Origin of the sequence: Sphingomonas sp. PP-CE-1G-424 (assembly GCF_004341085.1) — a bacterium.
In the GTDB taxonomy this organism is placed as follows: domain Bacteria; phylum Pseudomonadota; class Alphaproteobacteria; order Sphingomonadales; family Sphingomonadaceae; genus Sphingomonas.
Genome location: NZ_SLXW01000010.1, coordinates 18,028 through 41,542, shown reverse-complemented (window position 1 = coordinate 41,542; position 23,515 = coordinate 18,028). Strand labels below are relative to the sequence as shown.

Below are 23,515 nucleotides of genomic sequence, written 5' to 3'. Positions count from 1 at the left end.
TTTCCGGTCATTCGGGAATGCACATCAACTATACATCGGTAGCGGATCGCAACGTCGATGGCACTGCAGGCGTACAATCTGCGTTCGACCGCAATGACTGCGCCGACACTGCCCGCTGACCGTCGAGACATACCGTCATGGGTGTTGATTGCGGCGATGTTGCTGAGCTTCATTGCTGCGGAATATCCACATGCGTTTTCAATTGACTGGGTCCGGGCGGTACCTGCTGCCTCGGCGTTAATCGCACTTAGCGTGGCCGTCATCATTGGCAGACGAACCGCGCGACCTCGCCTCGCTGCTGGCGCAACGGCCTTCCTTCAAATGACGCTTTTTACGTTATTGGGCGTCGTTTTGGCCTATGCGCTGGCCGCGAAGTCGGGAGTCCTGTGGGACGACCGTCTGGCAGTGGCAGACCGCGTGATCGGGTTCAACTGGCCAGCAGTGCTGGCTTTGCTCGACAAGGTTCCAGCAGCGATCTGGGTGCTAGGATTGGCCTATCACAGTCTAACCGTGCAGATGATCGTCGTGATCGTGGCGCTGAGCAGCGTATCGAAGTTCGACGTGCTCAGGACTACCGTGTGCGCAGCGATCCTTTCCGGGTTCGTCACGATCCTGATCTCGGGGCTGACGCCCGCAATGGGCAACCTGTTCGATCCTTCCCACTACCGGCATCTTTGGCCGTCCGTGGCATGGCTCGAGCAAGGATTGATCGCTGGCCTTCGCGATGGATCGCGCAAGGTACTCGATCTCACGATGCTTATGGGAATAGTCAGCTTCCCGAGCTTCCATGCAACGCTCGCCGCGATCTTCATCTGGTCGTTCCGAGCCATGCCCGTGTTGACGGTTCCAGGTGCGGCATGGGCGGTACTTACCATTCTTGCGACGCCAGTTTTCGGCGGCCATTATGGGGCCGACGTCATTATGGGTCTGATATTGGCGCCACCTGCGATCATCGTTGCCCATCGCCTCACGCGGCGCAGGCCGTCTCCTTGTCCGCCGAGCTCCGCCTTATCGGCAGCAGGTCCGCTTGATCGCGAAGGGCGGCATTAACTAGCGACGCCGCTTCGGTTACGCCTCCGCCGGAAGCAATATCCGTGGCGAACTGGCGAGCGACGCGGCGATAAGTCGGGTTCGTCAACAGACGTCGCAACGCCGGTTCGAGGCCGCCTCGGCCTGCGTCCGCCGGAGACACAATGCAGGCGGCGCCGATTCGCGCAAGACGTGCCGCCGTCGCTGGTTGTTCAAACGCCAGCGGCACGGCCACGATCGGAATCCCGGCAGCCAAAGCGTCCAACACGGTGTTGAAGCCGCCGTGCAGTATCGCGGCCGAGCATTGGTGCAGGATCTGGGTCTGCGGCAGGAACGCCCGGACCAACGGATCACCGGGAAGGGAGGCGGCTTCAATTTGGCTCAGCCCGCCGCCATGCGCTACCACCGCACGAGCACCAACTGCGGCGCATGCGTTCGTCATCGCTGCAAACAGCGCTCGCCGCGCACCTTGCAAGGATCCAAGCGAACAGAATATCAACGGCCGGTCGTCCTCCACCGGGAGGGTTTCTGCCGGTTCACTAAGCCGCCATGGTGAGCCATATCGGAAACTTGCGGGAAGCGCGGCGCGGGGGAAGTCGAGGCGTGCTGGACATTGGGCGATCTGCAATCGCTCCGACCATTGATATTTTGGGTCTGGATCAAGACCCCAACGACGGGCGTAGGTTGAAACGGTGCCGGTGATCGGTCTCATGAGCAGATCGCTTACCGCGTAACCGCCCTTGTTCCGGTTGATACCGATCGCATCCGGACGATACGCCCACCCAAGAAACGGTGGCGGGACCGTTGCCTCCCTGAGGAGGGGCAATCCGGTAACTGCGGTAATAAATGGCAAACGAAGATGCCGAGCCACCAGCGCACCAGCCGGCTCAACGGAGTCCGCAATTACCGCATCGATGCCGAGCCTAGACAAAGCTGATGGCAAGGTCTCGAGAAGCAGGCGGGTCATCGTGGCAGTGCTGCGGATCATCCTGGGGAGCCCGATAAATCCTGAAGGGTTTGCCAGCGTGCACATGTGTTTCGCCAGCGAACCTTCCCGGTCCGCAGGATGGTCGATCGCCGCGAAGCGCACTGCCGAACTGGATACGAGCGATGCCGCCTCAGCCATGTGGACCACGGTGATCTGGGATCCGGTCGATGCAAGGGCGGAACCCAGAGCTACCAAAGGATTGATATGCCCGGCGGTCGGCGGCGCAATGATCGCGATATGTCGCCTTCCAAAGGTCACGTTCTTATAGCTTTCCATCGCCATCAGGTAATCACCGGCTCCTATCAGCAAACGCGTCTGGCGATAGTTCCATCACCTTGCCAGATGATAGCGTGGGTCGTGTTCGACTAACTGTTTGGTTGGCAAGCGCTAGCGCGTTAGCGGACGGTCCGCTTCCCTTCCCAACCCAGACATTCCCGAAATTCGATCGCTTCCGAGAACGCCGGTGCCTTCTTACCCGCCCTTCATTTGCGGGAATGGCGTAGGCATCGAGATCGCAACAAAGGTGCCCGCAAGAGAATCTACTAAGGAGATGTTGCTAGTGCTATTGACTCGCATCATCAGCTTGAATAGCGGCGTTCAGATTGTTTGGGTAGGGGAATGAAATGGGGCGACGGGTTTGGGTCGCGGTGCTCGCGGGCACCGCGCTGGGCGGCATATTGCCATCGAGCCGGGCGATCGCGGCGGCGCAGACCGGTGCGGCGGCGACGGGGAGTTCCGGGGCATTGGCTACTGTGGACGATCAGGCAGATGTGGTCGTCACCGCCCGCCGCTATCCCACGGAAACCGCCAACGCATCGAAGTCGGGCCTGCCGATCCTCAAGACACCACAGGCAATCAATACGGTTTCCGCCGAGGAGATTGCGGTGCGGGGGGTGCAGAGCATCGCGCAGGCCATCCAGAACACGCCCGGCGTCGTTACCCAATATGGCGATACCGATGTCCGCTATGACTGGATCTCCATCCGCGGCTTCAATCCGGGCCGGTATCTGGATGGCCTGCGCCTGCCTTTCGGTGCGCGCGGCTATTCGCAGATGCGGATCGAACCCTATGGGCTGGAGCGGATCGAAGTGCTCAAAGGGCCGGCGTCCGCCCTTTACGGGCAGAGCGCGCCGGGTGGTCTGCTCAACATGGTCAGCAAACGGCCGACCGACATCCCGTTGCACGAGATATTGCTACAGGCGGCAAGCTACGACCGCTATCAAGCCGGTATCGATTTCGGCGGCCCGTTCGGCCAGGACGGCCGGATCAGCTATCGGCTGACCGGACTTGCTCGGACCAGCAACACGCCGATCGATTATCTGGACGAGAAACGGGTCTTCATCGCGCCCGCGCTGCGCCTCCAGCCCGACGACCGCACCTCGATCACCTTGCTGGGCGAATATCAGAAGATATCCTCCAACGGTGGCGGCGCCCCTGCAGCGCTGCCGACCGTCGGTACGCTGTATCCCAACAGGAATGGCAAGATCCCGCGCAGCGTCTTCATCGGCGATCCGGATTATGATCATTTCAGCAACCGGCAATGGTCCGTGGGCGCGGAGCTCCGACATGCGTTAGACGATCATTTCAGCTTCCAGCAGAACGTCCGCTATTCCAGCGTCAGGACCGACACCCAGCGGGTACAGGCGATAGCCCTCGCGGCGGACGGGCGCACGCTTTCCCGCTATGCTTGGGCCTTCCCGGAAACCAGCCGCGTATTCTCGTCCGACACCCGCCTCACCGCCAAATTCGCGACCGGGACGCTGACCCACGACCTGCTGCTGGGGCTGGATTACCAGTTCGAGCGTGCCCGCTATGAAGAGAGTGCGTTGCGGCTGGTATCCTCGATCGACATCTTCAATCCGGTTTATACCGGCGGGATCGTCCGCCCTGCGGCCGCCACGATCATTGCCCAGAAGCGCGATCAGACCGGCATCTACGGGCAGTATATCCTGGGATGGGGCAGGCTCTCACTGGTCGCGAGCGGAAGATCTGACATGGCGGATTCCAGCACGGTGACCGCCACCGCCGCCACCGGACAATCCGTCGTGGTGCGGCAGCAGGACAACAAGTTCACCGGTCGCGCGGGCGTGACCTACATGGTTACGGACAGGCTTTCGGCCTACGCGGCCTACGGCACCTCTTTCCAGCCGACTGCCGGTACCGACCGGCTCGGCGCGACATTCGATCCCACGACGGGCAAACAGTGGGAGGCGGGAACGAAATATCAGCTTTCCCACGGGCTCGGGCTCATCACGCTGGCCGCCTATGACCTTCACCAGACCAACGTCCTGACACCGGACCCTGCGAACATCCGCTACAACACGCAGGCCGGCGAGGGACACGTGCACGGCATCGAACTCGAGGCGAAGCTGACGCCGGTTACGGGCCTCAACCTGATCGGCTCCTACGCCTACAGCCGTTCGAAGGTGCTGAAGGCGAACCCGAATGCGAGCGGTCTCAGCATCCTCGGCAACGAACTGCCCTTCGTATCGAACCATCAGGCATCCGCACGCGCCGATTATACGGTTCAGGCCGGATCGCTGCGCGGTCTGGGCCTCGGCTTCGGCGGCACCTATTTCGGCCGCCTCTTCGGCGATGCGGCCAACCTCTATCGCATTCCTGGCGCCATCATCTTCGATGCCGCGCTGCGCTACGATCTCGGCGTGCTCGTGCCGTCGCTCCACGGGATCAATCTGGCGGTCAATGCCAGCAACCTGTTCGACAGGCGCTACCTGAAGACATGCATCGCGGCGGCGGGATGCTATTTCGGTGCCCGGCGTACTATTCTTGGAAGCGTTCGATACAACTTTTAGTAGTGCAGGGCGTCAGGCTGCTCGTAAGCTCACGGTATCCACCTATGCACATGGTGAACGGAAAAGCGGATTGCTCACAACTACCGTTTTCGGGCTTGCGCCGATGCAGTCGGAACGATTGCGATAGAGCGGCTGCCGGCGGGGAAGAGCATCCTGCAATTGTCGCTTTGCAGCCCAAAATTGGGTTTTCGAGAAGGTATTCGCCTTCCTGCTTCTCGATCCTAATGAGAATGAGCCGGCCGCCTCGTTGGCCGTTCCTAATCAGGAAGGGTTGGCGTAGCTATGCCGCCACACAGGTGGTAAGGGGACAGTCGATGGGGGCGTGGGGCGCGCTTATCATGAGCTTTTTCGGAGCGGTGTTCGCTTCGTTGACTCTGTATTGGCAGTGGCACCTGATCGGGGTCGCTCTGGCACTACCCTTCATAGGGTTCATCCTGATTGGGTTGGCCTCGGCCTACGTGATCCGTTCACCCGGAGCAGGGATCAAGCCATCGCCAAAGGAAGAACGTGCCATCATGTGGAGCACGATCGGTGAAGGTGTCGGCCTGTTCCTCGCTTCGAACATCGTCATAAACCTGCACCGGCCAGATCTTCTCCTGCCCTCGATGGCGCTGGTCGTCGGACTGCACTTCCTGCCGATCGCTTTCGCTGCCGGCTTTCGTCCGTTCTACGTTCTGGGCGCGGCTCTAATCATTGCGTCGATTGCCGGCTTCGTCGTCGGAGCACCCACAGGCGGCGACGTAGTGGGGTTCACGGCTGCTGGTGCGCTCTGGATTGCATCAGCTCTCGCCATTCGGCGTGACCGTCTGGCGAGACGAGAGGAGACCGCCATCGTCTAGACCTTCTCGCCTTTCGATCTCGCACGGAAGGCTGCGTCTGTTTCGCGCGCCGCTCGTGGAAAGAGTGATCAGCTTGAACGGTGACCTAACCGCCACGCAATAAGTCGGATGAAAGGCTCCGGTTCATCGAGACGGAAGGCGACGCGCACGAACGGATCTCGCTTCTTCAGAAGTGAGCGACGAGGCAGAGGGCGACCCAAGCGCAGCATGATGTTGGGCCAGGCAAGCAGCGCCGCGTTGAGGGTCGCGGGATCGCGTACCTCCTTGCCGGTGAAGCCGCCCTCGATCGCGACGATCGCGTCGAGCGGCACGAGCTGGTCGATTAGGAAGCCGGCTCGCACACGCACACCCTCGGGTGTCAACAGCACCGGCCTGAAACGAAATGACTTAATGAGCCCGGCCAGGTACACGAAGCCCACGTCGCTCAGCACGAACATGACCAGCGTGGCGGTGCGGCTCCAGTGCCCCACCAGCAGATGATAGACGGCGAATTCGATCGCCGACAGGATCAGCAGCGCCGCGCACATCGGCATCAGGTGTTTGTGATAGGCGAAGGCGCGGGCGTTGGCCGGCACATCTGCCGGTCCGCCCCAGCGAAACAGCGCCATGTGGATCACCGTCATCTCCGCCACGGCCAAGCGGACCAGCGCCGGCGGAAGTAGCTCTGACGTGGCTGACATCCACCGCTCCTTCCGATCGATGCCTCCCATGACCATCGCTTGGCGCGCCCGGACCGAGGCCCAGGCGACATGGCCCAGAACAACGGCCGCCATCGTTACCAGCAGGACCGGCGTCTCCAACAGCGCCTCCCGCATCGCCGATGGCGAACCAAACCAGACGGTGAGGCTGGCGCCGGCCAGCACGCCCAGCACGGCGCTCCATACCGGCTTTCCGACCGATCGGGCGATCAGCGACAGCAGCAGCGTGTCCGCGACCACCCACAGGAACAGCAAAAGCGCTGCAAACGGATAGGCAGTCGCCAACGGCGTCCGTACCGCCATTCCAGCCAGCGCGACGATGATGACGGGTGCGATGCTTGCGGCGATATGTCGGCGAACAATGCCGTCACTGGTCTGGGCTACCATAGAGACCCCCGTTCGCCTGCGCGGATGACCGGTGCTGGTCTGGCGCAGCGTCGCCCGTGCTTATACGATGATTTTGCAAGTGACCGCCAGCGTCACCATCTTCTCAGAACAGCCTTCCTGACCAGATTTGAGAACGTCTCTGCCGTCTCGTTTCTCGATCGATTCCGAGAACGCCCGCGTCGTCTCGCTGGCCGTTCCCAATCGGGAACGTATGGGAGTGGCTGCTATTTTTTACGATCCGGCCAATTTTTGCACCACGATTCGATACGCCAGCGACAGGGGTTAAACTAGTATATCAAACCGTCAGGATTACGCTCCCGGTCGTGCGGCCTGCTTCGAGTGCGGCATGTGCCTCGCCTGCGTTTTTGAGGGAGTATTCGGCACCGATCGGGTTGATGAGGCCGTCCTGCAGCACCGCCATCAGGTCCGCGGCGCCGCGCTGATAAAGATCGGGGTCGTCCGCATAGAGGATGGAACTGGGCCGCATGAGCGCGATCGACCGGGCAAAGCCCAGATTCTCGACTGGCACCGGCGGGATCGGCCCCGCCGGCTGACCGAGGCTGGCGACGACGCCGAACGGCCGGACGGTGCCGAGGGTCCTGCCCAACATGCTACCGCCAATGCCATCGATAGCGAGGTGCACACCTTTCCCTTCGGCGATCGCCCGCGTTCGCTCCACCCAGTCGGCGTCGCTGTGCAACAGCACCTCATCGGCGCCAGCGGCGATCGACTGCGCCACCTTGGCCTGGGAACCGACCGTCGCAACGACATGCGCGCCAGGGCGCTTTGCCCATCGAGTCACCAGCTGACCGAGGCCGCCCGCGCCGGCATGGACCAATATCCAGTCGCCTGGCTGAACAGCATGGACCTTGTGCAGCAGCATATGCGCGGTCAGGCCACGTAACATGGTGCTTCCGGCCGTTCGATCTGAGACCGCATCCGGCAGCTTCACTGCCCGATGCTGGGGCAGAAGCCTGACCTCGGCATACGCTCCCAAAGGCATGCCATGATAGGCGATCCGGTCGCCGACAGCGAGATTGGTAACACGCGAGCCGATCGCCTCGACGACGCCCGCGCCCTCGAAGCCCAGAACCGCCGGCAATTCGGGCAGCGCATACAGCCCGGAGCGGAAGTAAATATCGACGAAATTGACCCCGATCACCGTCTGACGAATGCGGACCTCGTCAGGACCCGGATCCGGCAATGCGATCTCTATGGCGTGCAGGACTGCCGGCCCACCCGGGCTGCGCATAGCAATTACGAACGGCATGATCTGTCTCCTCCCGCGCAACCAAAGCAGATTAGAGGATGCGCTGAAATTCCCTGTCTGCGCTCGGCATATGTGCAATTATGCACGGATGATCGATTGGCAGGACATCCACTATTTTGCAGTGCTGGCCCGTGCGGGATCGCTGTCCGCCGCGGCCAGGCTACTGGGGGTGGATCACGCGACTGTCGGTCGGCGGGTCGCGGCGCTCGAAAAGGCTTTGGCGCTTCGCCTTGTCACCCGTCTTCCCCGCAGCATTAACCTCACCCCCGAGGGCGAAGGGATCGCCGCGCTGGCACGATCGATGATCGATGCGACCGACGCGATTGAGCGGCGTGCACGGGCTTTGACCGATCCGATCGCAACGACCGTCCGGATCAGTGCGCCCCCGGCCCTAGCCGCGCGTGCCATCGCCCCGGAGATACGCGCCTTCCATCGGGATCATCCAACGATCATCCCTGCGCTCGCCGGCGTCTCTCATCACGCCGCGCTCGACCGGGGTGAGGCGGACATCGCAGTGCGGCTTCAGCGCCCGGAAGACGCCGAACTGGTCATCAAGCGGATCGGTGTGATGCGCTTTGCGCTGTATGCCACGCCGGAGAATGCGGCGAAGCCGGCGCGCGAATGGACCTTTATCGGTTACGACACGGCGCTGGAGCATGTGACGCAGCAGATCTGGTTGCGGTCGTTGCTGGCCGGTCGTCCGGTCATCTTTCAGGCGAGCGATCTGTTCGGACAGCAGGAAGCCGCCCGATCTGGCCTTGGCGCGGTGGTGCTGCCAGTGTTCATGGGAGATCGCGATGCCGCTCTCGTCCGCCTGCCTGTCGAACTCGCCCCGCCGACGCGTGATATATGGATCGCCACCTACCCAGACCTGCGCCGTTCCGCCGCGATCCGCATCGTGCTGGACTTTCTGGCAACGACCATTGTGAAGACTTGCCCCATCCACGACCGTTAGTCCGGATTGTTTGCCTCGATGTGCACCACAAACCGTACAGGCCACGCGAGGAATACTACGCTGATACTGATAGTAGCAAAACTGGACGGAACAGTCGTGATCAGCGTGATGGTCGGGAATCCGTTAGCGTATATCTGGACCATTCTATGCTCCCTCCCCCATAACGGCCCGGTTAGCGCACTTTCCCGAAATTCGATCCCATCAGGCAAAGATGACGATCGATAGCATCTTCTCCTCCCCCTGTTGAATACATTTGAGGCGAATAGCCTCAGCAACGCCGACCTTCATTTTCGTGCGAGCCAGAGCTTCATGTTCCAAACATCCACGAATTACTGAGGGCTGCCCGCCGCCATTAGCTGCGATGGCTTTATAGTAGCGCTCGCTGTCAAACCAAGGATGCTGAGCGACATTGGGAGCCGCGTGGTCGTTCGACTGGGGCGCAGCCAAGAGCAGCGAGACGTAAGCAAGCATCATATTCGTGACAGGCACCTAACAAAGGAGCTATAAACCTGAACGGGAGGTACCGTGGCAGTCACCGATCATCGATGATAAAGTTAGACCGTAAGCTATTTACGATATCCCACGACGATCCGAACGCCTGGTGCGTCGACGCTACCTGTTGTTGAAAGTTCAACAATGTGTTTGGTGGGGAACCAATAGGCAGGTATGGACTTACCATCCTTTATCTTCCGGTCGGCTTTAAGCGCAAGGTCAATCGCATTAGCAATATCACCAACGGCGGAGACATTAGGAACCTTTGCCATGATAGCGCAAATTGGATTTTCTGCGTCAGATTTATGCAGAAGTAGAAGATTTGCTTTGGAAAATAACGGTATGGGCAACCCCACCGGCTTTCCAGCCTCGGAAGCCGACACTGCGCTCCACCCATCTTTCTTCAGATCTTCGACATTCACCTGATGACTATCAACCGCTGTCAGGCAAGACTGGAGGCCCTTTACGACCTCCGGCGTTTTAGCTGCGGGAAGCGTATCAGCTGACGCTGCAGACGCTGTGAGGCCCAAAATCAGCCATCCATACAAGATTTTCACGGGCATCCTTCGTACGACGGCAAGCCGTCTGACTATTACTAACATGCGCGATTCCATCAATGTCTGGCAATGGGCGGTTCCAGCGTCGCAAATGGGCCCCCTTTTGCGACGCGCTAGACACGCTCATACTTTTCCACAGCCGCGTCACGGTACCGACCGTTTCCATACCGAGTGAAACCTAGCTTGGTCGCCAGCTTTACCGAGGAAAGGTTGCCCGGATCGATAATGCAGACACAGCGGGTATGGCGGCGCTCACGATCGAACCAGTTGAACATCGCCTGCATGGCTTCTCCCGCAAGCCCTTTGCCATGGACAGTGCCGGTGAACAGCCATGCTGCCTCCGGCGCACTATCGAAATCGGACCCGAGACCGCGCCGGAAATCCGCGAGGCCGACCTCTCCGATAAAGCAGCCGGTTTCCCGTTCCAAGACGGCGAACATGCCGAAACCAAGAAGGCTCCAATGACCTGCATAGCGGAGGAGGCGATGCCAAGCGTCCTCCCGCGTGGTCGGTAGTCCTCGAATGAACTGGAGCACGGCTTGGTCCCTTGCCAGAGTGTAAACCGCCTCGGCATCATCGGCCACGTGGGGCCGCAGGAACAGCCGATCAGTTTCTATCAAGGGGTGTTCCAAGCCAGTTATCCTCTAGTGTATGCACAAGACGCGTGATCGATCGAGCTCGTTGTTTCCTTGCTAGCGAGCTCTGGCGTTTACGCTTAACGTTCCAAATTAGAACCGAAACTGATGACACGGGCCGACGTCCTTACCCCGGAAGCAGCAGGTCAGAGAGTCCGGAGAGGTCTTTCATGACGGCATCGGGGTGCCAGGCGGAATCGAGGGGTTCACCTTCCCGATCAATCCAGACGGAACGAATGCCAAGTTCCTGACATACTTTCAGGTCGGTAAACTGACCCATACCAACGTGGATCGTCTCGTCCTTGGAAATGCCCATCGTCTCGTAAGCGTGAAGGAATAGCTGGTGATCCGGCTTGTAAGCTTGAGCCTGTTCAGCCGTGATGACAAAATCGACGGGCGTGCCGATCGCGCTCACGGTGCCGGCGATGAGGTCGTCCCCGGTGTTGCTGATGATGGCGATCCGGTAGCGTTCGCGCAGGCGGGCAAGCACGTCGGGCACCTCGGGATGGGGATCGATCTTGCCCAGGGTCGCCAGCAACGTTTGAAGATCCTCTGGCGAAGCTACGTAGCCGGCTTCAGACAGCGCCCGGTTCAAGCTGGATTGCAGCACCGTCCGGTAGCCGCGGAAGGGCCGTTGCTGCTGGTGTTCCATCGCGATACTGCGCACGCGATCGGCCAATGCGACGACCCGGTCATGCGAAGCACTGGCCCACATGTGCCTATCCAGGATCACGCGAGCGGCCTGCCTTATGGCATGATGCCACTGGACTAAAGTGCCGTAGCAATCAAAGGTGATGACCTTAGGCAGCGGTTCGAGCGTAAGAATGCAACATTCTCCCATGATGATGCTCATTGATGCAGCGGCAGAGCGGTTTGGCAAGCTTGCAGGGCCGGCACTTCGCCACCGCCCATACGCCCACCGCGTCGAGGCAAATGGGAAGGAAGCGATGGCGGTAGAGGGCGTCGCGCCGCCCAGTAGATGGAACGGCAGCGACGCGCATAGGCACGCCAGCGCAAGCCCGCCTCTCGAGACAAAATCGTTTTCGGGACTGAATCAGCCTTGAATTACAGTATTCGCAACTACCTACCTGTATAACCGCATGGTTTTGTCACTGTTGAAATTGAGCCAATGCCCCAGTCGCATACCTTCCGATCCTCTTTGCCCCGCACGCAGTCTTGGCCGACAAGATCTATGACACTGACGGCGTCACGCGGACTGATCGAAGCTGAGAATATGGTACCAGATACCTTGGCTAAACCCGATCGTCAGGAGGAAATGGAAGATTGCTAGTTCACAGGCGCACGTCAGTCTGGGCATTCGCTAACTCTAGCTGCTCGATCACTTCGTCGTCGGATACGCCCCGTAAACGACCATACGCCAGCCCGAACAGCCATGCGGCATGTGAGACGTCAGCTGACGACCGTACGGGCTGGCTGATCCAGGTGTTGCTCCAGCTTGGCGTTCTGCCCAACCCTTTCTGCACGACAAGGGCGGCAATCCTTTGGTTGAGGAGAATATGTCCGGTGGCGTCGAGATGGATATGGCCCAATTCGCCGTCGGCGACGTGAAACTCGGCGCCGTCGACCGTTCCCGGCGATCCGAGCCGCCAATGGGTGAAGGACGCAACCCCCGGCCAGCTTTCGATAATTCCGACCAGCGCGCCAGCATAATCCGTCATCTCCGGCGCGGGCTGTACAGGTCCCTGGTTTCTAAGCTTCATCGTCCTCTCCTGCGGCTGTTATCAGCGGCGCACGGTCAACGCCTGTACGGTGCGAGCTGACCGTGCGTCGCCTTCCAGCAATTATTGGGCAGTGTCGCTCAGTGACGACCAACGTTCCCACGTGTCGAGCTTTTCGGCATAGGCCTTGCGCACCATAGGGAGGGCATATTGGCCAAGGAGGATCCGCAATGGCGGTTGGTCCATGTCGGCGAGTTGCAGAATAGCGTCGGACGTGTGGCGGGGATCGCCGAGCGGCATCTGCTCGAACACCTTCATCGTGCGCTTGCGCGCCTTGTCATAGGCCGAAATCTGATCCGCGCTGGCGCTTGACGAGCCATTGAAGTCGGTGTCGTAGGCAGCCGGCTCGATCAACGTCACCTTGATGCCAAAGTCCTGCGTCTCCAGCGCAAGCGCTTCGCCAATTGCCTCGAGCGCGAACTTCGTCGCGCCGTATAGCCCTGCGGTGGCGAAGTTCATCAGGCCGCCGAAGCTGGAGGTGATGAGAACATGCCCACTGCCCTGCGCACGCAGAACGGGCATCGCGGCCTGGATCAACGAGATAGCACCGAAGACGTTGGTGTCGATCTGCTTGCGGGCATCCGCTTCAGACACTTCCTCGATCGCACCGAACAAGCCGTAGCCGGCGTTGCTCACCACAACGTCGATACGTCCGAGCCGTGAACGGGCTTCCTCGACTGCCGCGAACACGGCCGCACGATCGGTCACGTCGAGTGGAAGGGCGACGACGGTTTGAGGATAACGCTCGACCAGATCGGCAAGGTCAGCCACGTCACGCGCGGTTGCGGCCACGCGGTCGCCGCGAGCCAGTGCGGCCTCGACCCAGTGCCGCCCGAAGCCGCGGGAGGATCCCGTGACGAACCAGGTCTTGGATTGTTCGGGTGAAGGCATGTCGATTGCTCCTGAGTGGTCAGGCGACCAGCGCCCTGAAGCGCAGATGGAGCAGGAACGCTGTAGCGTGTAGACGCTGCAATCTGGACACCTTGTAGAGGTAAGCTGGACAATGCGCGTCGACCCCAACCTGTTGATCGTCTTCCTGGCGGTAGCCGAGCGTGGCAGTCTCAGTGCTGCCGCGAGCCATCTCGACGTCACCCGGTCCGCTGTCAGCCAGTCGCTCCGTCGCCTGGAGGACCGGCTCGGGACCGCGCTGGTCGTGCGCACCACGCGATCCGCCCGGCTGACGGAAACCGGCGTCCGGTTGCGCGATCGGCTATCGGGACCGTTCTTTGAGATCAACGAATCACTTGATACAATTCTGGGCGATGCAACGCCCACCGGTTTTCTCAGACTTGCGGTCGCCTCGATCGCGGAGCGCATCCTTTCCGGGCCGCTCATCGCGAGCTTCGCTGAAGCATATCCAGGAATCATGATCGACGTGACAGTGACGGACGCCGTTATCGACATCGTCGAGCATGGCTTCGATGCGGGTGTCCGCTTGGGGGAAGTGGTCGAGCAGGACATGATCGCGGTGCCGGTAGGTGGCGAGATACGCGAGATGGCAGTCGCCGCACCCGGATTTTTGGCGAGATACGGATGCCCGGAGCACCCACGTGATCTGACCCGCTTTCCCTGCATAGGTTGGCGACCGTCGCCCGACGCCGCCCCGTATCGATGGGAGTTTTACGAAAAGGGACAACTTTTTAGCGTCCAAGTGGACCCACAGATCACCACCAACGATCCGCGCTTCATGCTGCGCTCAGCACTTGCCGGCGCAGGGATCACGTTCACGACTGAAGAGACGTTCCAGCCTTACGTGGATCGAGGCGAGCTTGTTTCGATCCTCGGGGACTATCTCAAGCCATTCCCCGGCTTCTTCCTGTACTTTCCGGCGCGCCGCCATATGGCACCCAAATTGCGGGCTTTTGTGGATCATGTACGCGTGCACGCCGACGATATCAGTATGTCGAACGTTGTTTGAAGCGAGTTCACGACATTCCCCAAACGCCATTCCGATAGGGAGCATGGCTAGCCAGCATATGTTGGCCGTTCGCCAACGGACAAATCCGCATTTTGCGTCAGTCGCAACGATAGTGGCTTGTGTCTCAACGATCCTACGCCTGCCGCGCAGATCGGTCTCACGCAATGTGAGCCTAAAACAGCCCTTTATTGCGGTCCTGGGTGCTCATCATTCTGAGCAACTGAACTCAATTGGGATCTTGCGTTGGCGGAAGTCGTTGCATTCGGTGATATGATATTGTCATGATTGTCGTCGTCGAAGGCATCAGCGCGAGCGGTAAAAGCTCTTAAAGCACTTGGTGAGTCCGGCATCGCGGTCAGCATGGTACTTTCCTAAAATGATCGATACCGGGAACGTCACCCTTCTCGCTAGCTCTTCCAAACTGTGCGCAAACTCGCCCAAGGCTGATGGGCCAGACTGGAATGCCTCACCCTCGATCGCGAAGGCCCATCCCATCGTAACTTCAACTCGACCGGTTCTATACTCGCATACTATTCGCGCGCAGCCAGGTTTTGTACCAACCAGGCCAGGCGGCAGTCGGGCTGCCCGGACGGCCCATGCCGAACCCGTGCCCGCCGCTTGGTAGCACATGGCGCTCGACCGGCACGCCAGCGGCACGGCAGGCGTCCGCTAGCATTGCCGTATTGACGATATTGGAGATCGGATCGTCCTCGGCCTGGACGAGGAACATCGGCGGGCAGTGGTCTTGCACGTGCGTCTCGACCGACCACTTGGCGGCATCGGCAACCGAGGGGTATCGCCCAATCAACTGGACGCGTGTCGACGTGTGATCGAACGGCGGTTCCAGCGTCACGACCGGATAGATCAGCGCTACCTCGTCCACTCTGGCCGAGGTTTTGTCCACCGCATCCTGTGGCTGGTAAGAGGCGAAGACGGAGCGGGTCGCGGCAAGCCCAAGCAGGTGACCTCCGGCTGAGAAGCCGAGCAGGCCTACAGGACCCCGCGTCTCCGCCCGCATCAAGCGGATGGCGCGTTGCGCGTCTTGGAGCGGGGCCATCGCGCCGTTGCGCCATCCCTCACCGGGAAGGCGGTAGGTCAGGAGGTAGGCGGTGACGTCGTGTGCGGCAAGCCAGTGGGCGGCAGGCATTGCTTCCGATGCCATCTCGATCCGCTTGTAGCCGCCACCACCCGCTACCAGCACTGCTGCCCCGTTAGGGCGGGCGGGCCGGACGATTTCGATCATCGGCACCGCGACATTCGACACCGCGCCTTTGTCACTGACCGCTATCGGCCCTGATGGCCCACCGCCACCCGGCGCGTCGCCACGCCACAAAGGCCGGCGCTCGGAGACGGTCGCGGCGATTGCGCCTCGCCAGGCACCATCAACCAACGGCAACGACAGCGCCCCAACACCCATGAGGAGGCTACGGCGGCTAGGTTCGAACATTTGGTACTCCATTCAATTAGCCGTCGTGGGGTAGTCGCGATAACGGTAAGCCGTGCTCAACAAGGCGTTATTTTACCGACAGCACGCCACCCGTCGGCTCATAGGCTTTTGCAGTAAGACGCTGAGCGGCTAGTTCTGGGACGCGGGGGCTTTTCCCGTTCTGTCATCCTCGGTGAGAGAGGTGGCACACGTCACGACGACAAACAGCGCGATTACGTAGCGGCCACATGGCGCGCCTTTACACCAATGTTCCATCTCGTTTCACTGTTCTGGCAAGCGCGGCCCCGGTGCGTGAAGCCCCGATACCTTGCGATGCCGCAGGATCGCAGCACCCAGCGCGAGACCAACACCACCCGCTACGATCGCCCAGCCGATCGGCCGCGCCGTTGACGGCTTGGACAGATCAGCGGGCGACGAGGCAAGGTCATCGATCGTCAGCAGGTCGCCAAAGCCCCCGCTGTACTCCGGCAGCACAAACGTCTCCACCGCAGGCGTTACCGCTTTGATCGCCAACCGTTGCAGGGCGGGCAGCGCAATGATTTTCTGAACGGTTTGCAAGGCGAAGATGCCGGCACGGCTATGCGGATGGGCCAGTCTCGGCACCAGCTTCGGAATGCTCTGCGTTTTATTCACAAGAGCTCGTAACTTTCGTTCGTACGCGTCGAGCGCTTCACCGATGTCCTGCGTTCGGGAAAGTTCGCCGGCAAGGACATAGGCTCCAATCAGCGCCAACGATGCCCCCGCACCACCCAACGGAGTGACGCACCACGCCGCATCGCCGGTCAGGACCAGAGGGCCACGGGACCAACGCTGCATGCGGACCTGTCGCAAATCGTCAAACCAGAAATCTTTAGCGTCCGCCATGCCCGCGAGAAGGCGAGGAATCTCCCATCCGGCACCCACAAATCGGGTACGCAAGAACGCCTTCTGATCTTCAACGCCTTCGCCGGGCGTGGGACGGCGCGGCCCCTGCACGTTAAAGAACGCGCGCGTTGTGCCGGTATTATCAGGTCGAACGCCGGCACTGGCCCCACCGATGACGTTGTACCACCGAGCAATGTCGCTGTCGGTTTCGGCGCGCTTTATTGTGAAGAACGCCGTCGCGAGGTTCATCCAGCGCGGATGGTTTTCGCCCGGAAACAGAAGGTCGCGTGTCTTCGAGCCCACGCCTTCTGCAATCACGACCAGATCGAATTGCTCCGCACGTCCGCTTTGGAAGGTCACATGAGCCCGTTCTTCCTTCCTATCGACACCGACAATCCGGTCACCGAAACGGAAATCAGCATGTCCGCAAGCTTCGTCGTGTAGAAGGCGGGCAAGGTCACCACGCAGGATCTCCAGTTCCGCCGTTGGACCGTCGCCTTTTGAGCCATCCAGATCGATTTGAGCGACGGTCTTGTTGCGGTCATTGACCCACGCGATCCCACGTTCGCCTGTATTGAGATCCCTCACGGCATCTTCGAGTTTCATAAGCCGCAGCACGTCGCGAGCTGCCCCGCGCACGTCGACGTTTTGCCCGCCGTCGCGAAATGTCGATGCCTGCTCGACAACCGTGACCTCGAAGCCGCGCCGACCTAGCCACCAAGCGACAGCGCAGCCGGATATGCTGGCACCGGTAACGAGAATGCGACGTGTCATACATCAAGCCTTTGGTTGCCGACGACACCGGCATCCGAAATAGGGATACGATGGGACATGTTGGACAACTCCTTTCCAACATGAATATCACGTATGATGTATAATTGCTAATGGTGTTCAAAATTGGTGATGAGGCGTTGCAGCAGCACCACCAGATTGGCGGCTTCTTCGGGCAAGAATCCGTTAAGCCCCCTTGTGTTGGCATCGGTCAGCGCCGCGCCTCCTATCCGCGCTGCTTCGCGCCCCTCATCAGTCAGATTTACCATAGCTGCGCGCCGATCAGTGGCCGACGGCGTGCGCACGATCAGCCCCATAGCTTCCAACTTATCAAGGAGCGCCACCATCGCCGGCTGCCTGACGGCCGAGGAGCGGACAATGTCGCGCTGGAGCATCGGCCCCTTCCATGACAACAGAAGAATCGGTCCGATCAGTGCCAGGGTTAGACCGTGTGGACGCAGGGTCGCATCCACACCACGGTTGAACAGGCGAGCCGCATGGTTGGCAAGATAGCCCGGCGCGACCGCAGCTTCCGGATGTGTATCGTCTTCGTGGCGTTCCATCAAAGCTGAGTGCGTTAAATTAGACTGAACCGCTAGGACGCATATCAAGGAACCATCAGGGCTAGCGTCCCAACACGACTAGTCTGGCGTGTCAGGCAGGAAAACCAAGCCGAGCAGCCGGTTGATCCCGACATGGTATTGAATAGAAAGCTTGCGGACCGATCGCTTTTGCTCGGCCGGAATGCCATGCGCGTTGAAACGTCGTACCATGTCCTCCGGCGACATGCCGGCAACGCCAGCCAAGGAAGATAGTGGAGCGTCGACCAGCGCCGTCATGATCGGGCGTTCCAATTGCGGCCCTGTTACCCGCCCCCAAGTGAACAGCGACGCGGCAAGCAGAGCCGCGGAGCACAGGAGGCAGATGCAGCCCCACCTGGTTTTCAGATGGTTCCTGAACGGACGCCAGTTGGCCACGATGTGCCCGCCCGCGCCGAGCAAGAAGAACCAGGACAGCCATTGGTGGGCAACGGTGGTCAGCCCGGTGTTCCAGCCGAAGAACATCAGCATGCCGGTCGCGGCCATCATCAGGAAGGCGCCGATCGTGAGCGGGGTGGCCCAAGAGCGAACGGTGGTGGGCTTAGCCATCGACTCTGCCCACTATGCCGACCTGAAGAAAGTAAGCATCGAGTACAGCATCATCGTCGACAGACACGATCGCGCCGACGTACCCGTCCGGTCGCACCAGCACCCGGTCACCAGCGGCGACGCCATAGGCAGCCCGGAACTCTCCCGCATCGTCCGCAAGGTCGCCGTGCTGGTCGATGGCATGGACGCGTAGCCCCGGCCGTGTTCCCATGGAGGCATCGCCATAGGTCAGCAGCGTCCAGTGGGAACCTCTGAACAGGTCGAACAACCGCCGCGACTGTCCGGCCGCACCCCGGACCCGGGCGTCGGGCGCGCGGTCACCGGCGAGCAGGATGCCGTGCCGTTCAGGCGCTTCTACGGCCAAGGAGGATTCGGAATAGCCGATGTCGAGTTGATGCACGTCGCGACCACGTCGCATCTCGCCGCGCTTCATGGCGTCGAGCAGGCCGGTTGCAAGGCCAAGCATGGCTTGGGCAACGGGGCGGCGCTCCGTCTCGTAGGTGTCGAGCAGCGCACCGGGAGCACCGTGCAGGACCGCGCCGAGCTTCCAGCCGAGATTATAGGAATCCTGCACGCTGGTGTTCAGACCCTGCCCGCCGGTCGGGGGGTGGGTGTGCGCTGCGTCGCCGACGAGGAAGACGCGGCCGACCCGGTAGCGATCGGCAAGACGCGCGTTCATGTGGAAGGCGGATGCCCAGGATACCGAGTGGACGAGGAGATCATCCCGCCCGGTCCGCTCGCGCAGTAGCGCGGTAAGCCCGGTGGCCGATAGATCGACCTCGCCTTCCAACGGGATCGGTCCCTGGAGTTGGAAGAGATCGGTGCCGGCGAGCGGGCAGGCGGAAATCTGTCGTCGCATGTCGCCCTCGCCGAAACGGTGCCACACGTCGCGTGACAGACCCGAAAGCATGACGTCTGCGACTATGGCGCGTACGCCCAGCGTCTTGCCTGGAAAGCCAATGTCCAGGACGCGGCGAACGAAGGAACGTCCGCCGTCCGCACCGACGAGCCAGCCGACGCGGACCGTCTCCTCGCCGGCCTTGGTCGCGATCCGCGCGGTCACTGCGCCGTCGTCCTGCGTAAAGCCGAGCAGTTCGTAGCCGAACTCGGGAGCGTGGCCCAACTCCGTCAGCCGCTCGCGCAGTACGCGTTCGGTGAGGAACTGGGGCACCATCAGCGGCAGGTGATAGGGCTCCGCCGGCGTTGCGGGCTCCGCCTCCACCACATCGGCATCGGTAAAGCTACCGTCGTCGGCATATTCGCGCTGCTTCGGGTAGACCCCCCCCACCGCCACGATCCGGTCGAGAATACCAAGGTCCTCGAACACTTCTTGTGTCCGGGGCTGGATACCCTTGCCGCGTGAACCGCGGAAGGGATCGTCCAGCTTCTCGATCAGCCGGAACGAGACGCCGCGCCGGGCAAGGTCGATCGCCAGCGTCAGGCCAGCCGCGCCAGCGCCGCAGATAAGCACATCCGCTGCGAAATCGTTTGTCATGTCATACTCCATATGTGTAATATGCATATAGAATGAGCAATAAATAGGAGTCAAATATAAAAGTGCATAATACACTCAACTCGGCATTGTTGCGCGAACTTCACAGGGCGCTGATCGACATAGTCAGCGTCATGAACCAGCCGCAGCGCGACGAGGCGATGGTGCGTGAAGCGGGGATCGCGCTCGACCGCGCGCTATTCCCACTGCTTGTGATGGTGGAAAGGCTGGAACCCATCGGTATCGTCGACCTCGCCGACCGGGTGGGGCGCGACTATACGACCGTCAGCCGACAGGTCACAAAGCTTGAGGGCCTCGGTTTCGTGGAGCGTCGATCAAGCGCAACGGATGGGCGGGTGCGCGCAGCAGTTATAACTGCCAGTGGCAAAGCCTTGACCGACAAGATCGACATGACGCGTGAGACAATGGCACGAAGGATCTTTGCCGATTGGAAGAAACAAGATGTTTCTGACCTTACCCGCTTGATGCGCCGTTTCGCAGATGCGGTGCAGAACGACCCCGCTGAGCAAGGCTGACGCTGTTTCTCAGAAAACCATCCTTTTGGGAAAACCTGCGCCTTCTCAATCGCCGTTCGTTTGTGAGAAGGTCTGCGCGGCTGATATCTCCCACCATCGTCGTTCCGGCGCTGGCGATTGGCCCGACCTACCCGAAACCGGATCGGCAGCTATCGGACAGGAAAGCTATCCGACCGTGCTGTACCCGAATTGCCGCGGATGTGTCGTAAGATGCTGGAGGCTGCCCACCCTGAAAGCACTCCAGGAAAAATCAAAATCGGCGGACTGTTTAGTCCCGGCATCTGGTGGATCGGGTCGACGATGAACCGGTCTGGCTCTGACGTCCAGATCTTGGCGATGTATTCGTAGGGTGTGAGACCGCTGAGCGTCTTGAGCCGGCGAGCGAAATTGTAGGCCGCCATGAAGTCGGCGAGATGCGTTCGTAGCTGGTCGTGGCTCTCGTAGTGGAAGCGTTTGACGGTCGCCTCCTTGATGGTGCGGTTCATCCGCTCCACCTGACCGTTCGTCCAGCGATGGTTCGGCTTGGTGAGCCGGTGCTCTATGTCGTTCGCCTCGCAGATCATGTCGAAGCGCATCTGGCGCGACCAGGCGGTGTTGCGGTTACGCGGCTGCTCGGCGAACTGGATGCCATTGTCCGTGAGGAGGGTGTGGACGCGATAAGGCACAGCCTTCAGCAGGTGTTCCAGGAACTCCCATGCTGTCCGGCGATCAGCCTTGTCGACCAACTGGGTGACCGCGAACTTGCTGGTGCGGTCGATGCCGACGAACAGGTAGAGCTTGCCTTCGGCAGTCTTCACCTCGGCGATATCGATGTGGAAGAAGCCGATTGGGTAACGCTTGAAGCGTTGCCGCTTCGGTTTGTCGCCTTCGATGTCCGGCAGGCGGGAGATACCATGCCGCTGCAGGCAGCGGTGCAGCGCTGACCGGGTCAGGTGCGGGATCGATGGCTGCAACGCGTAGAGGCAGTCGTCGAGTGGTAGCAGCGTGTGCCGGCGGAACGCCACAACCATTGCCTCTTCAGCCTCGGACAAGGTCGTTAAATGAGGGGCCTTCGGCCCAGTCTTCAGATCCTCAACCGTCGCCCTTTTACGCCACTTTGCCACCGTCTTGGGGTTGATCCCCAGCTCCCGGCTCAGCGTCGCGAGCGAAGCTTGCGATCGCTGTATTGCGGCTCGGACGGCGTGCGTGGTCGTGGCGCACCCATGACGTACCTGTCCCATACGGCCTCCTTCCATTCCAACGAAAGGATCGCACCATCAAACCGTGGGATCAAACACTTAAGCCGCCCGAACATGATCTCGATACGGCTACGGCGCCTGTAGCGGCGTTTGTCGGATTTGATGGGCTCGAGCCGAGACCTCCGACCTGGGATGCATGGCTGGATTCCCTTGGCCTGCAAGGCATCCCTGAACCCGTCGGCGTCGTAACCGCGGTCGCCGAGCAGCCATTGCGCCTTGGGCAGATCGTCGAGCAATGCGGCCGCACCGGTGTAATCGCTGACCTCATGAAGAAGCTGAGCGGACGGCCGTTTGCGTCGGTCACAGCATGGAGCTTCGTGTTCATGCCACCTTTGGTGCGACCAATCAGGCGCCCGAGATCCCCTTTTCAACCCGCAGACTCGATGCCGTGCGCCTTCAGATACGTCGCGTCGATCATGACGGTCTTTGGGTCGGTATCAGTGGCAGCCAAGCTCTCCATCATGCGCAAGAACACACCCATCTCACCTGAGGTTGCCCCCTAAATGACCTGACAGGGCCCCGCTCTTAGATAAGAGTGAGGCATATGACTGACGGTACGACCAGGCGTTACAACGATGGCGAGGTTCTCTCCGGTGTTCAGCGCCGGAGGCGGTGGACACCGGAGGAAAAGGTCCGGATCGTCGAGGAGACGTATCTGCCGGGCATGAGCGTGTCGCTCGTCGCCCGCCGGCACGGCATCGGTGGCAATCAGATCTTCACCTGGCGGCGCCTGATGGCGCAGGGTGCGCTGACCGCCGCGACAGCGGGCGAGGAAGTGGTGCCGGCGTCCGAGTACCGTGCGCTCGAGGCGCAGGTGCGCGAACTACACCGGCTGCTCGGCAAGAAGGCCATGGAGAACGAGCTGCTCCGCGAGGCCGTGTCCCGGGCCGCAGGCCCAAAAAAATTGCTGTTGCGCTCGACCTCGTTGCCGCGGGATGGACGGTGAGCGCGGTCGCAAAGGCGGTCGGCATCACTCGACCACACCTGTCCGCAAGGCACCATCATCCAGCGTCCCGACCACGCGGACGACCGCCGCTGCCGGATGCTGAGTTGGTTGCCGACATCCGTGCGCTCGTCGCTGATCTGCCAACGTACGGCTATCGCCGCGTTCATGCTTTGCTGCGCCGGCAAGCCGAAAAGACCGGGCGCGAAGCGCCCAATCCGAAACGCGTTTACCGCGTCATGAAGGTGCACGGTCTGCTGCTACAACGGGACGGCGAACGCCGCGAGGAACGGCGTCACGACGGCCGGGTCGCCGTCGACCTTCGCAACACCCGCTAGTGCTCCGACGGGTTGGAGATCACCTGCGACAATGGCGAGAAGGTCCGTGTCGCGTTCGCGCTCGACTGCTGCGACCGGGAGGCCATGGGACACGTGGCGACGAGGGGCGGCATCACCGCTGAGGACGTCCAGGACTTGATGGTCGCCACGGTCGAGCATCGCTACGGCCAGGTGAACCGCGTGCCCGAACCAATCGAATGGCATGGCCGAGGCGTTCGTTCGCACCCTCAAGCGCGATTATGTCCGCGTGAACCCCAGGCCAGATGCGCAGAGTGTCATCGACCAACTGCCCGGCTGGTTCGCCCATTATAACGAGGTGCATCCGCACCGCGCTTTGCGCTATCGATCCCCACGCGAGTTCATCGCGCAAACCTGCGAGGCTCTGTCAGGCCTTTAGGGGGCAACAACATCACCACAC

Annotated in this window: 21 protein-coding genes and 3 pseudogenes; 7 read left to right on the top strand and 17 right to left on the bottom strand. The window is 60.9% G+C overall.

Annotated elements, in window-relative coordinates:
- Window positions 1-57: 57 nt before the first annotated feature.
- The gene (locus C8J43_RS19610) at window positions 58-1,050 is read left to right on the top strand and encodes a phosphatase PAP2 family protein (protein WP_133032299.1); all 993 of its coding nucleotides are present in this window, start codon (window positions 58-60) and stop codon (window positions 1,048-1,050) included.
- Here the strand turns inward: C8J43_RS19610 and C8J43_RS19605 are convergent.
- Entirely contained in the window at window positions 968-2,299 is a 1,332-nt protein-coding gene (locus C8J43_RS19605) for a glycosyltransferase (RefSeq protein WP_243645691.1), read from the bottom strand. The two genes, C8J43_RS19610 and C8J43_RS19605, sit on opposite strands and share 83 nt — an antisense overlap.
- A 341-nt stretch (window positions 2,300-2,640) precedes the next feature.
- Here C8J43_RS19605 and C8J43_RS19600 point away from each other — a divergent pair, with 341 nt between their 5' ends.
- Window positions 2,641-4,830 carry a TonB-dependent siderophore receptor gene (locus tag C8J43_RS19600; protein ID WP_133032298.1) on the top strand — a complete coding sequence of 730 codons (2,190 nt, stop codon included), beginning with the start codon at window positions 2,641-2,643 and terminating at the stop codon, window positions 4,828-4,830.
- Between the two features lie 338 nt (window positions 4,831-5,168).
- A complete protein-coding gene (locus tag C8J43_RS19595) occupies window positions 5,169-5,669 on the top strand; it encodes a hypothetical protein (protein WP_243645690.1) in 501 nt (166 codons plus the stop codon).
- A gap of 68 nt (window positions 5,670-5,737) precedes the next feature.
- On the opposite strand, the gene C8J43_RS19590 is transcribed toward C8J43_RS19595, so the two are convergent.
- Together C8J43_RS19590 and C8J43_RS19585 are read right to left on the bottom strand one after the other, a co-directional pair.
- The gene (locus C8J43_RS19590) at window positions 5,738-6,754 is read right to left on the bottom strand and encodes a hypothetical protein (protein ID WP_133032296.1); all 1,017 of its coding nucleotides are present in this window, start codon (window positions 6,752-6,754) and stop codon (window positions 5,738-5,740) included.
- A gap of 295 nt (window positions 6,755-7,049) precedes the next feature.
- Window positions 7,050-8,024, bottom strand: coding sequence for a quinone oxidoreductase (locus C8J43_RS19585; RefSeq protein WP_133032295.1), 975 nt, complete (start codon window positions 8,022-8,024; stop codon window positions 7,050-7,052).
- An 88-nt stretch (window positions 8,025-8,112) separates the two neighbouring features.
- On the opposite strand from C8J43_RS19585, the gene C8J43_RS19580 reads away from it, so the two are divergent.
- A complete protein-coding gene (locus C8J43_RS19580) occupies window positions 8,113-8,979 on the top strand; it encodes a LysR family transcriptional regulator (RefSeq protein ID WP_133032294.1) in 867 nt (288 codons plus the stop codon).
- Between the two features lie 201 nt (window positions 8,980-9,180).
- Here the strand turns inward: C8J43_RS19580 and C8J43_RS19575 are convergent, their stop codons facing one another.
- The 6 genes from C8J43_RS19575 to C8J43_RS19550 all read right to left on the bottom strand — a co-directional run bounded on the left by C8J43_RS19575 (window position 9,181) and on the right by C8J43_RS19550 (window position 13,293).
- Entirely contained in the window at window positions 9,181-9,453 is a 273-nt protein-coding gene (locus C8J43_RS19575) for a hypothetical protein (protein ID WP_133032293.1), read from the bottom strand.
- Window positions 9,454-9,545: 92 nt separating this feature from the next.
- Entirely contained in the window at window positions 9,546-10,028 is a 483-nt protein-coding gene (locus tag C8J43_RS19570; RefSeq protein ID WP_133032292.1) for a hypothetical protein, read from the bottom strand.
- 113 nt (window positions 10,029-10,141) lie between these two features.
- On the bottom strand, window positions 10,142-10,660 hold the full coding sequence (locus C8J43_RS19565) for a GNAT family N-acetyltransferase (RefSeq protein ID WP_165899701.1): 519 nt from the start codon (window positions 10,658-10,660) through the stop codon (window positions 10,142-10,144).
- A 130-nt stretch (window positions 10,661-10,790) separates the two neighbouring features.
- Window positions 10,791-11,516 carry an HAD-IA family hydrolase gene (locus C8J43_RS19560; RefSeq protein ID WP_133032290.1) on the bottom strand — a complete coding sequence of 242 codons (726 nt, stop codon included), beginning with the start codon at window positions 11,514-11,516 and terminating at the stop codon, window positions 10,791-10,793.
- 439 nt (window positions 11,517-11,955) lie between these two features.
- Entirely contained in the window at window positions 11,956-12,384 is a 429-nt protein-coding gene (locus tag C8J43_RS19555; protein ID WP_133032289.1) for a luciferase family protein, read from the bottom strand.
- Between the two features lie 81 nt (window positions 12,385-12,465).
- A complete protein-coding gene (locus tag C8J43_RS19550) occupies window positions 12,466-13,293 on the bottom strand; it encodes an SDR family NAD(P)-dependent oxidoreductase (protein WP_133032288.1) in 828 nt (275 codons plus the stop codon).
- Between the two features lie 112 nt (window positions 13,294-13,405).
- Between C8J43_RS19550 and C8J43_RS19545 the strand changes: the two genes are divergently transcribed.
- On the top strand, window positions 13,406-14,320 hold the full coding sequence (locus C8J43_RS19545; RefSeq protein ID WP_133032287.1) for a LysR family transcriptional regulator: 915 nt from the start codon (window positions 13,406-13,408) through the stop codon (window positions 14,318-14,320).
- Between the two features lie 185 nt (window positions 14,321-14,505).
- Here C8J43_RS19545 and C8J43_RS22045 read toward each other — a convergent pair whose 3' ends face one another.
- The 6 genes from C8J43_RS22045 to C8J43_RS19520 all read right to left on the bottom strand — a co-directional run bounded on the left by C8J43_RS22045 (window position 14,506) and on the right by C8J43_RS19520 (window position 20,045).
- Window positions 14,506-14,682 (bottom strand): hypothetical protein, encoded by a 177-nt coding sequence (locus C8J43_RS22045; protein WP_165899700.1) that lies wholly within the window; start codon window positions 14,680-14,682, stop codon window positions 14,506-14,508.
- 155 nt (window positions 14,683-14,837) lie between these two features.
- Window positions 14,838-15,767 carry an alpha/beta hydrolase gene (locus tag C8J43_RS19540; protein ID WP_207893461.1) on the bottom strand — a complete coding sequence of 310 codons (930 nt, stop codon included), beginning with the start codon at window positions 15,765-15,767 and terminating at the stop codon, window positions 14,838-14,840.
- Window positions 15,768-16,028: 261 nt separating this feature from the next.
- A complete protein-coding gene (locus tag C8J43_RS19535; RefSeq protein ID WP_133032286.1) occupies window positions 16,029-17,405 on the bottom strand; it encodes an FAD-dependent monooxygenase in 1,377 nt (458 codons plus the stop codon).
- A 107-nt stretch (window positions 17,406-17,512) separates the two neighbouring features.
- Entirely contained in the window at window positions 17,513-17,965 is a 453-nt protein-coding gene (locus C8J43_RS22595; protein ID WP_133032285.1) for a MarR family transcriptional regulator, read from the bottom strand.
- 78 nt (window positions 17,966-18,043) lie between these two features.
- Window positions 18,044-18,550: a DUF4405 domain-containing protein gene (locus C8J43_RS19525; RefSeq protein ID WP_133032284.1), complete on the bottom strand. Its 507-nt coding sequence runs from the start codon at window positions 18,548-18,550 to the stop codon at window positions 18,044-18,046.
- Window positions 18,543-20,045, bottom strand: coding sequence for an FAD-dependent oxidoreductase (locus C8J43_RS19520; protein WP_133032283.1), 1,503 nt, complete (start codon window positions 20,043-20,045; stop codon window positions 18,543-18,545). Before C8J43_RS19520 ends, C8J43_RS19525 begins: the two co-directional genes overlap by 8 nt.
- Window positions 20,046-20,107: 62 nt before the next feature.
- On the opposite strand from C8J43_RS19520, the gene C8J43_RS19515 reads away from it, so the two are divergent.
- The gene (locus C8J43_RS19515) at window positions 20,108-20,578 is read left to right on the top strand and encodes a MarR family transcriptional regulator (protein ID WP_207893460.1); all 471 of its coding nucleotides are present in this window, start codon (window positions 20,108-20,110) and stop codon (window positions 20,576-20,578) included.
- 266 nt (window positions 20,579-20,844) lie between these two features.
- Here the strand turns inward: C8J43_RS19515 and C8J43_RS19510 are convergent.
- Both C8J43_RS19510 and C8J43_RS19500 read right to left on the bottom strand, forming a co-directional pair.
- Window positions 20,845-21,798, bottom strand: a pseudogene (locus tag C8J43_RS19510) (IS481 family transposase); the annotation flags it as partial.
- A gap of 56 nt (window positions 21,799-21,854) precedes the next feature.
- Window positions 21,855-22,300 (bottom strand): annotated as a pseudogene (locus C8J43_RS19500) (IS5 family transposase); the annotation flags it as partial.
- Between the two features lie 60 nt (window positions 22,301-22,360).
- Here C8J43_RS19500 and C8J43_RS19495 point away from each other — a divergent pair.
- Window positions 22,361-23,494, top strand: a pseudogene (locus C8J43_RS19495) (IS3 family transposase).
- Window positions 23,495-23,515 lie beyond the last annotated feature (21 nt).

Coding starts and splice junctions, on each gene's coding strand:
- C8J43_RS19610 (WP_133032299.1), top strand. CDS start 58: ATGGCACTGCAGGCGTACAATCTGCGTTCGACCGCAATGACTGCGCCG.
- C8J43_RS19605 (WP_243645691.1), bottom strand. CDS start 2,299: ATGGCGATGGAAAGCTATAAGAACGTGACCTTTGGAAGGCGACATATC.
- C8J43_RS19600 (WP_133032298.1), top strand. CDS start 2,641: ATGGGGCGACGGGTTTGGGTCGCGGTGCTCGCGGGCACCGCGCTGGGC.
- C8J43_RS19595 (WP_243645690.1), top strand. CDS start 5,169: ATGAGCTTTTTCGGAGCGGTGTTCGCTTCGTTGACTCTGTATTGGCAG.
- C8J43_RS19590 (WP_133032296.1), bottom strand. CDS start 6,754: ATGGTAGCCCAGACCAGTGACGGCATTGTTCGCCGACATATCGCCGCA.
- C8J43_RS19585 (WP_133032295.1), bottom strand. CDS start 8,024: ATGCCGTTCGTAATTGCTATGCGCAGCCCGGGTGGGCCGGCAGTCCTG.
- C8J43_RS19580 (WP_133032294.1), top strand. CDS start 8,113: ATGATCGATTGGCAGGACATCCACTATTTTGCAGTGCTGGCCCGTGCG.
- C8J43_RS19575 (WP_133032293.1), bottom strand. CDS start 9,453: ATGATGCTTGCTTACGTCTCGCTGCTCTTGGCTGCGCCCCAGTCGAAC.
- C8J43_RS19560 (WP_133032290.1), bottom strand. CDS start 11,516: ATGAGCATCATCATGGGAGAATGTTGCATTCTTACGCTCGAACCGCTG.
- C8J43_RS19555 (WP_133032289.1), bottom strand. CDS start 12,384: ATGAAGCTTAGAAACCAGGGACCTGTACAGCCCGCGCCGGAGATGACG.
- C8J43_RS19550 (WP_133032288.1), bottom strand. CDS start 13,293: ATGCCTTCACCCGAACAATCCAAGACCTGGTTCGTCACGGGATCCTCC.
- C8J43_RS19545 (WP_133032287.1), top strand. CDS start 13,406: ATGCGCGTCGACCCCAACCTGTTGATCGTCTTCCTGGCGGTAGCCGAG.
- C8J43_RS22045 (WP_165899700.1), bottom strand. CDS start 14,682: ATGCTGACCGCGATGCCGGACTCACCAAGTGCTTTAAGAGCTTTTACC.
- C8J43_RS19540 (WP_207893461.1), bottom strand. CDS start 15,767: ATGTTCGAACCTAGCCGCCGTAGCCTCCTCATGGGTGTTGGGGCGCTG.
- C8J43_RS19535 (WP_133032286.1), bottom strand. CDS start 17,405: ATGACACGTCGCATTCTCGTTACCGGTGCCAGCATATCCGGCTGCGCT.
- C8J43_RS22595 (WP_133032285.1), bottom strand. CDS start 17,965: ATGGAACGCCACGAAGACGATACACATCCGGAAGCTGCGGTCGCGCCG.
- C8J43_RS19525 (WP_133032284.1), bottom strand. CDS start 18,550: ATGGCTAAGCCCACCACCGTTCGCTCTTGGGCCACCCCGCTCACGATC.
- C8J43_RS19520 (WP_133032283.1), bottom strand. CDS start 20,045: ATGACAAACGATTTCGCAGCGGATGTGCTTATCTGCGGCGCTGGCGCG.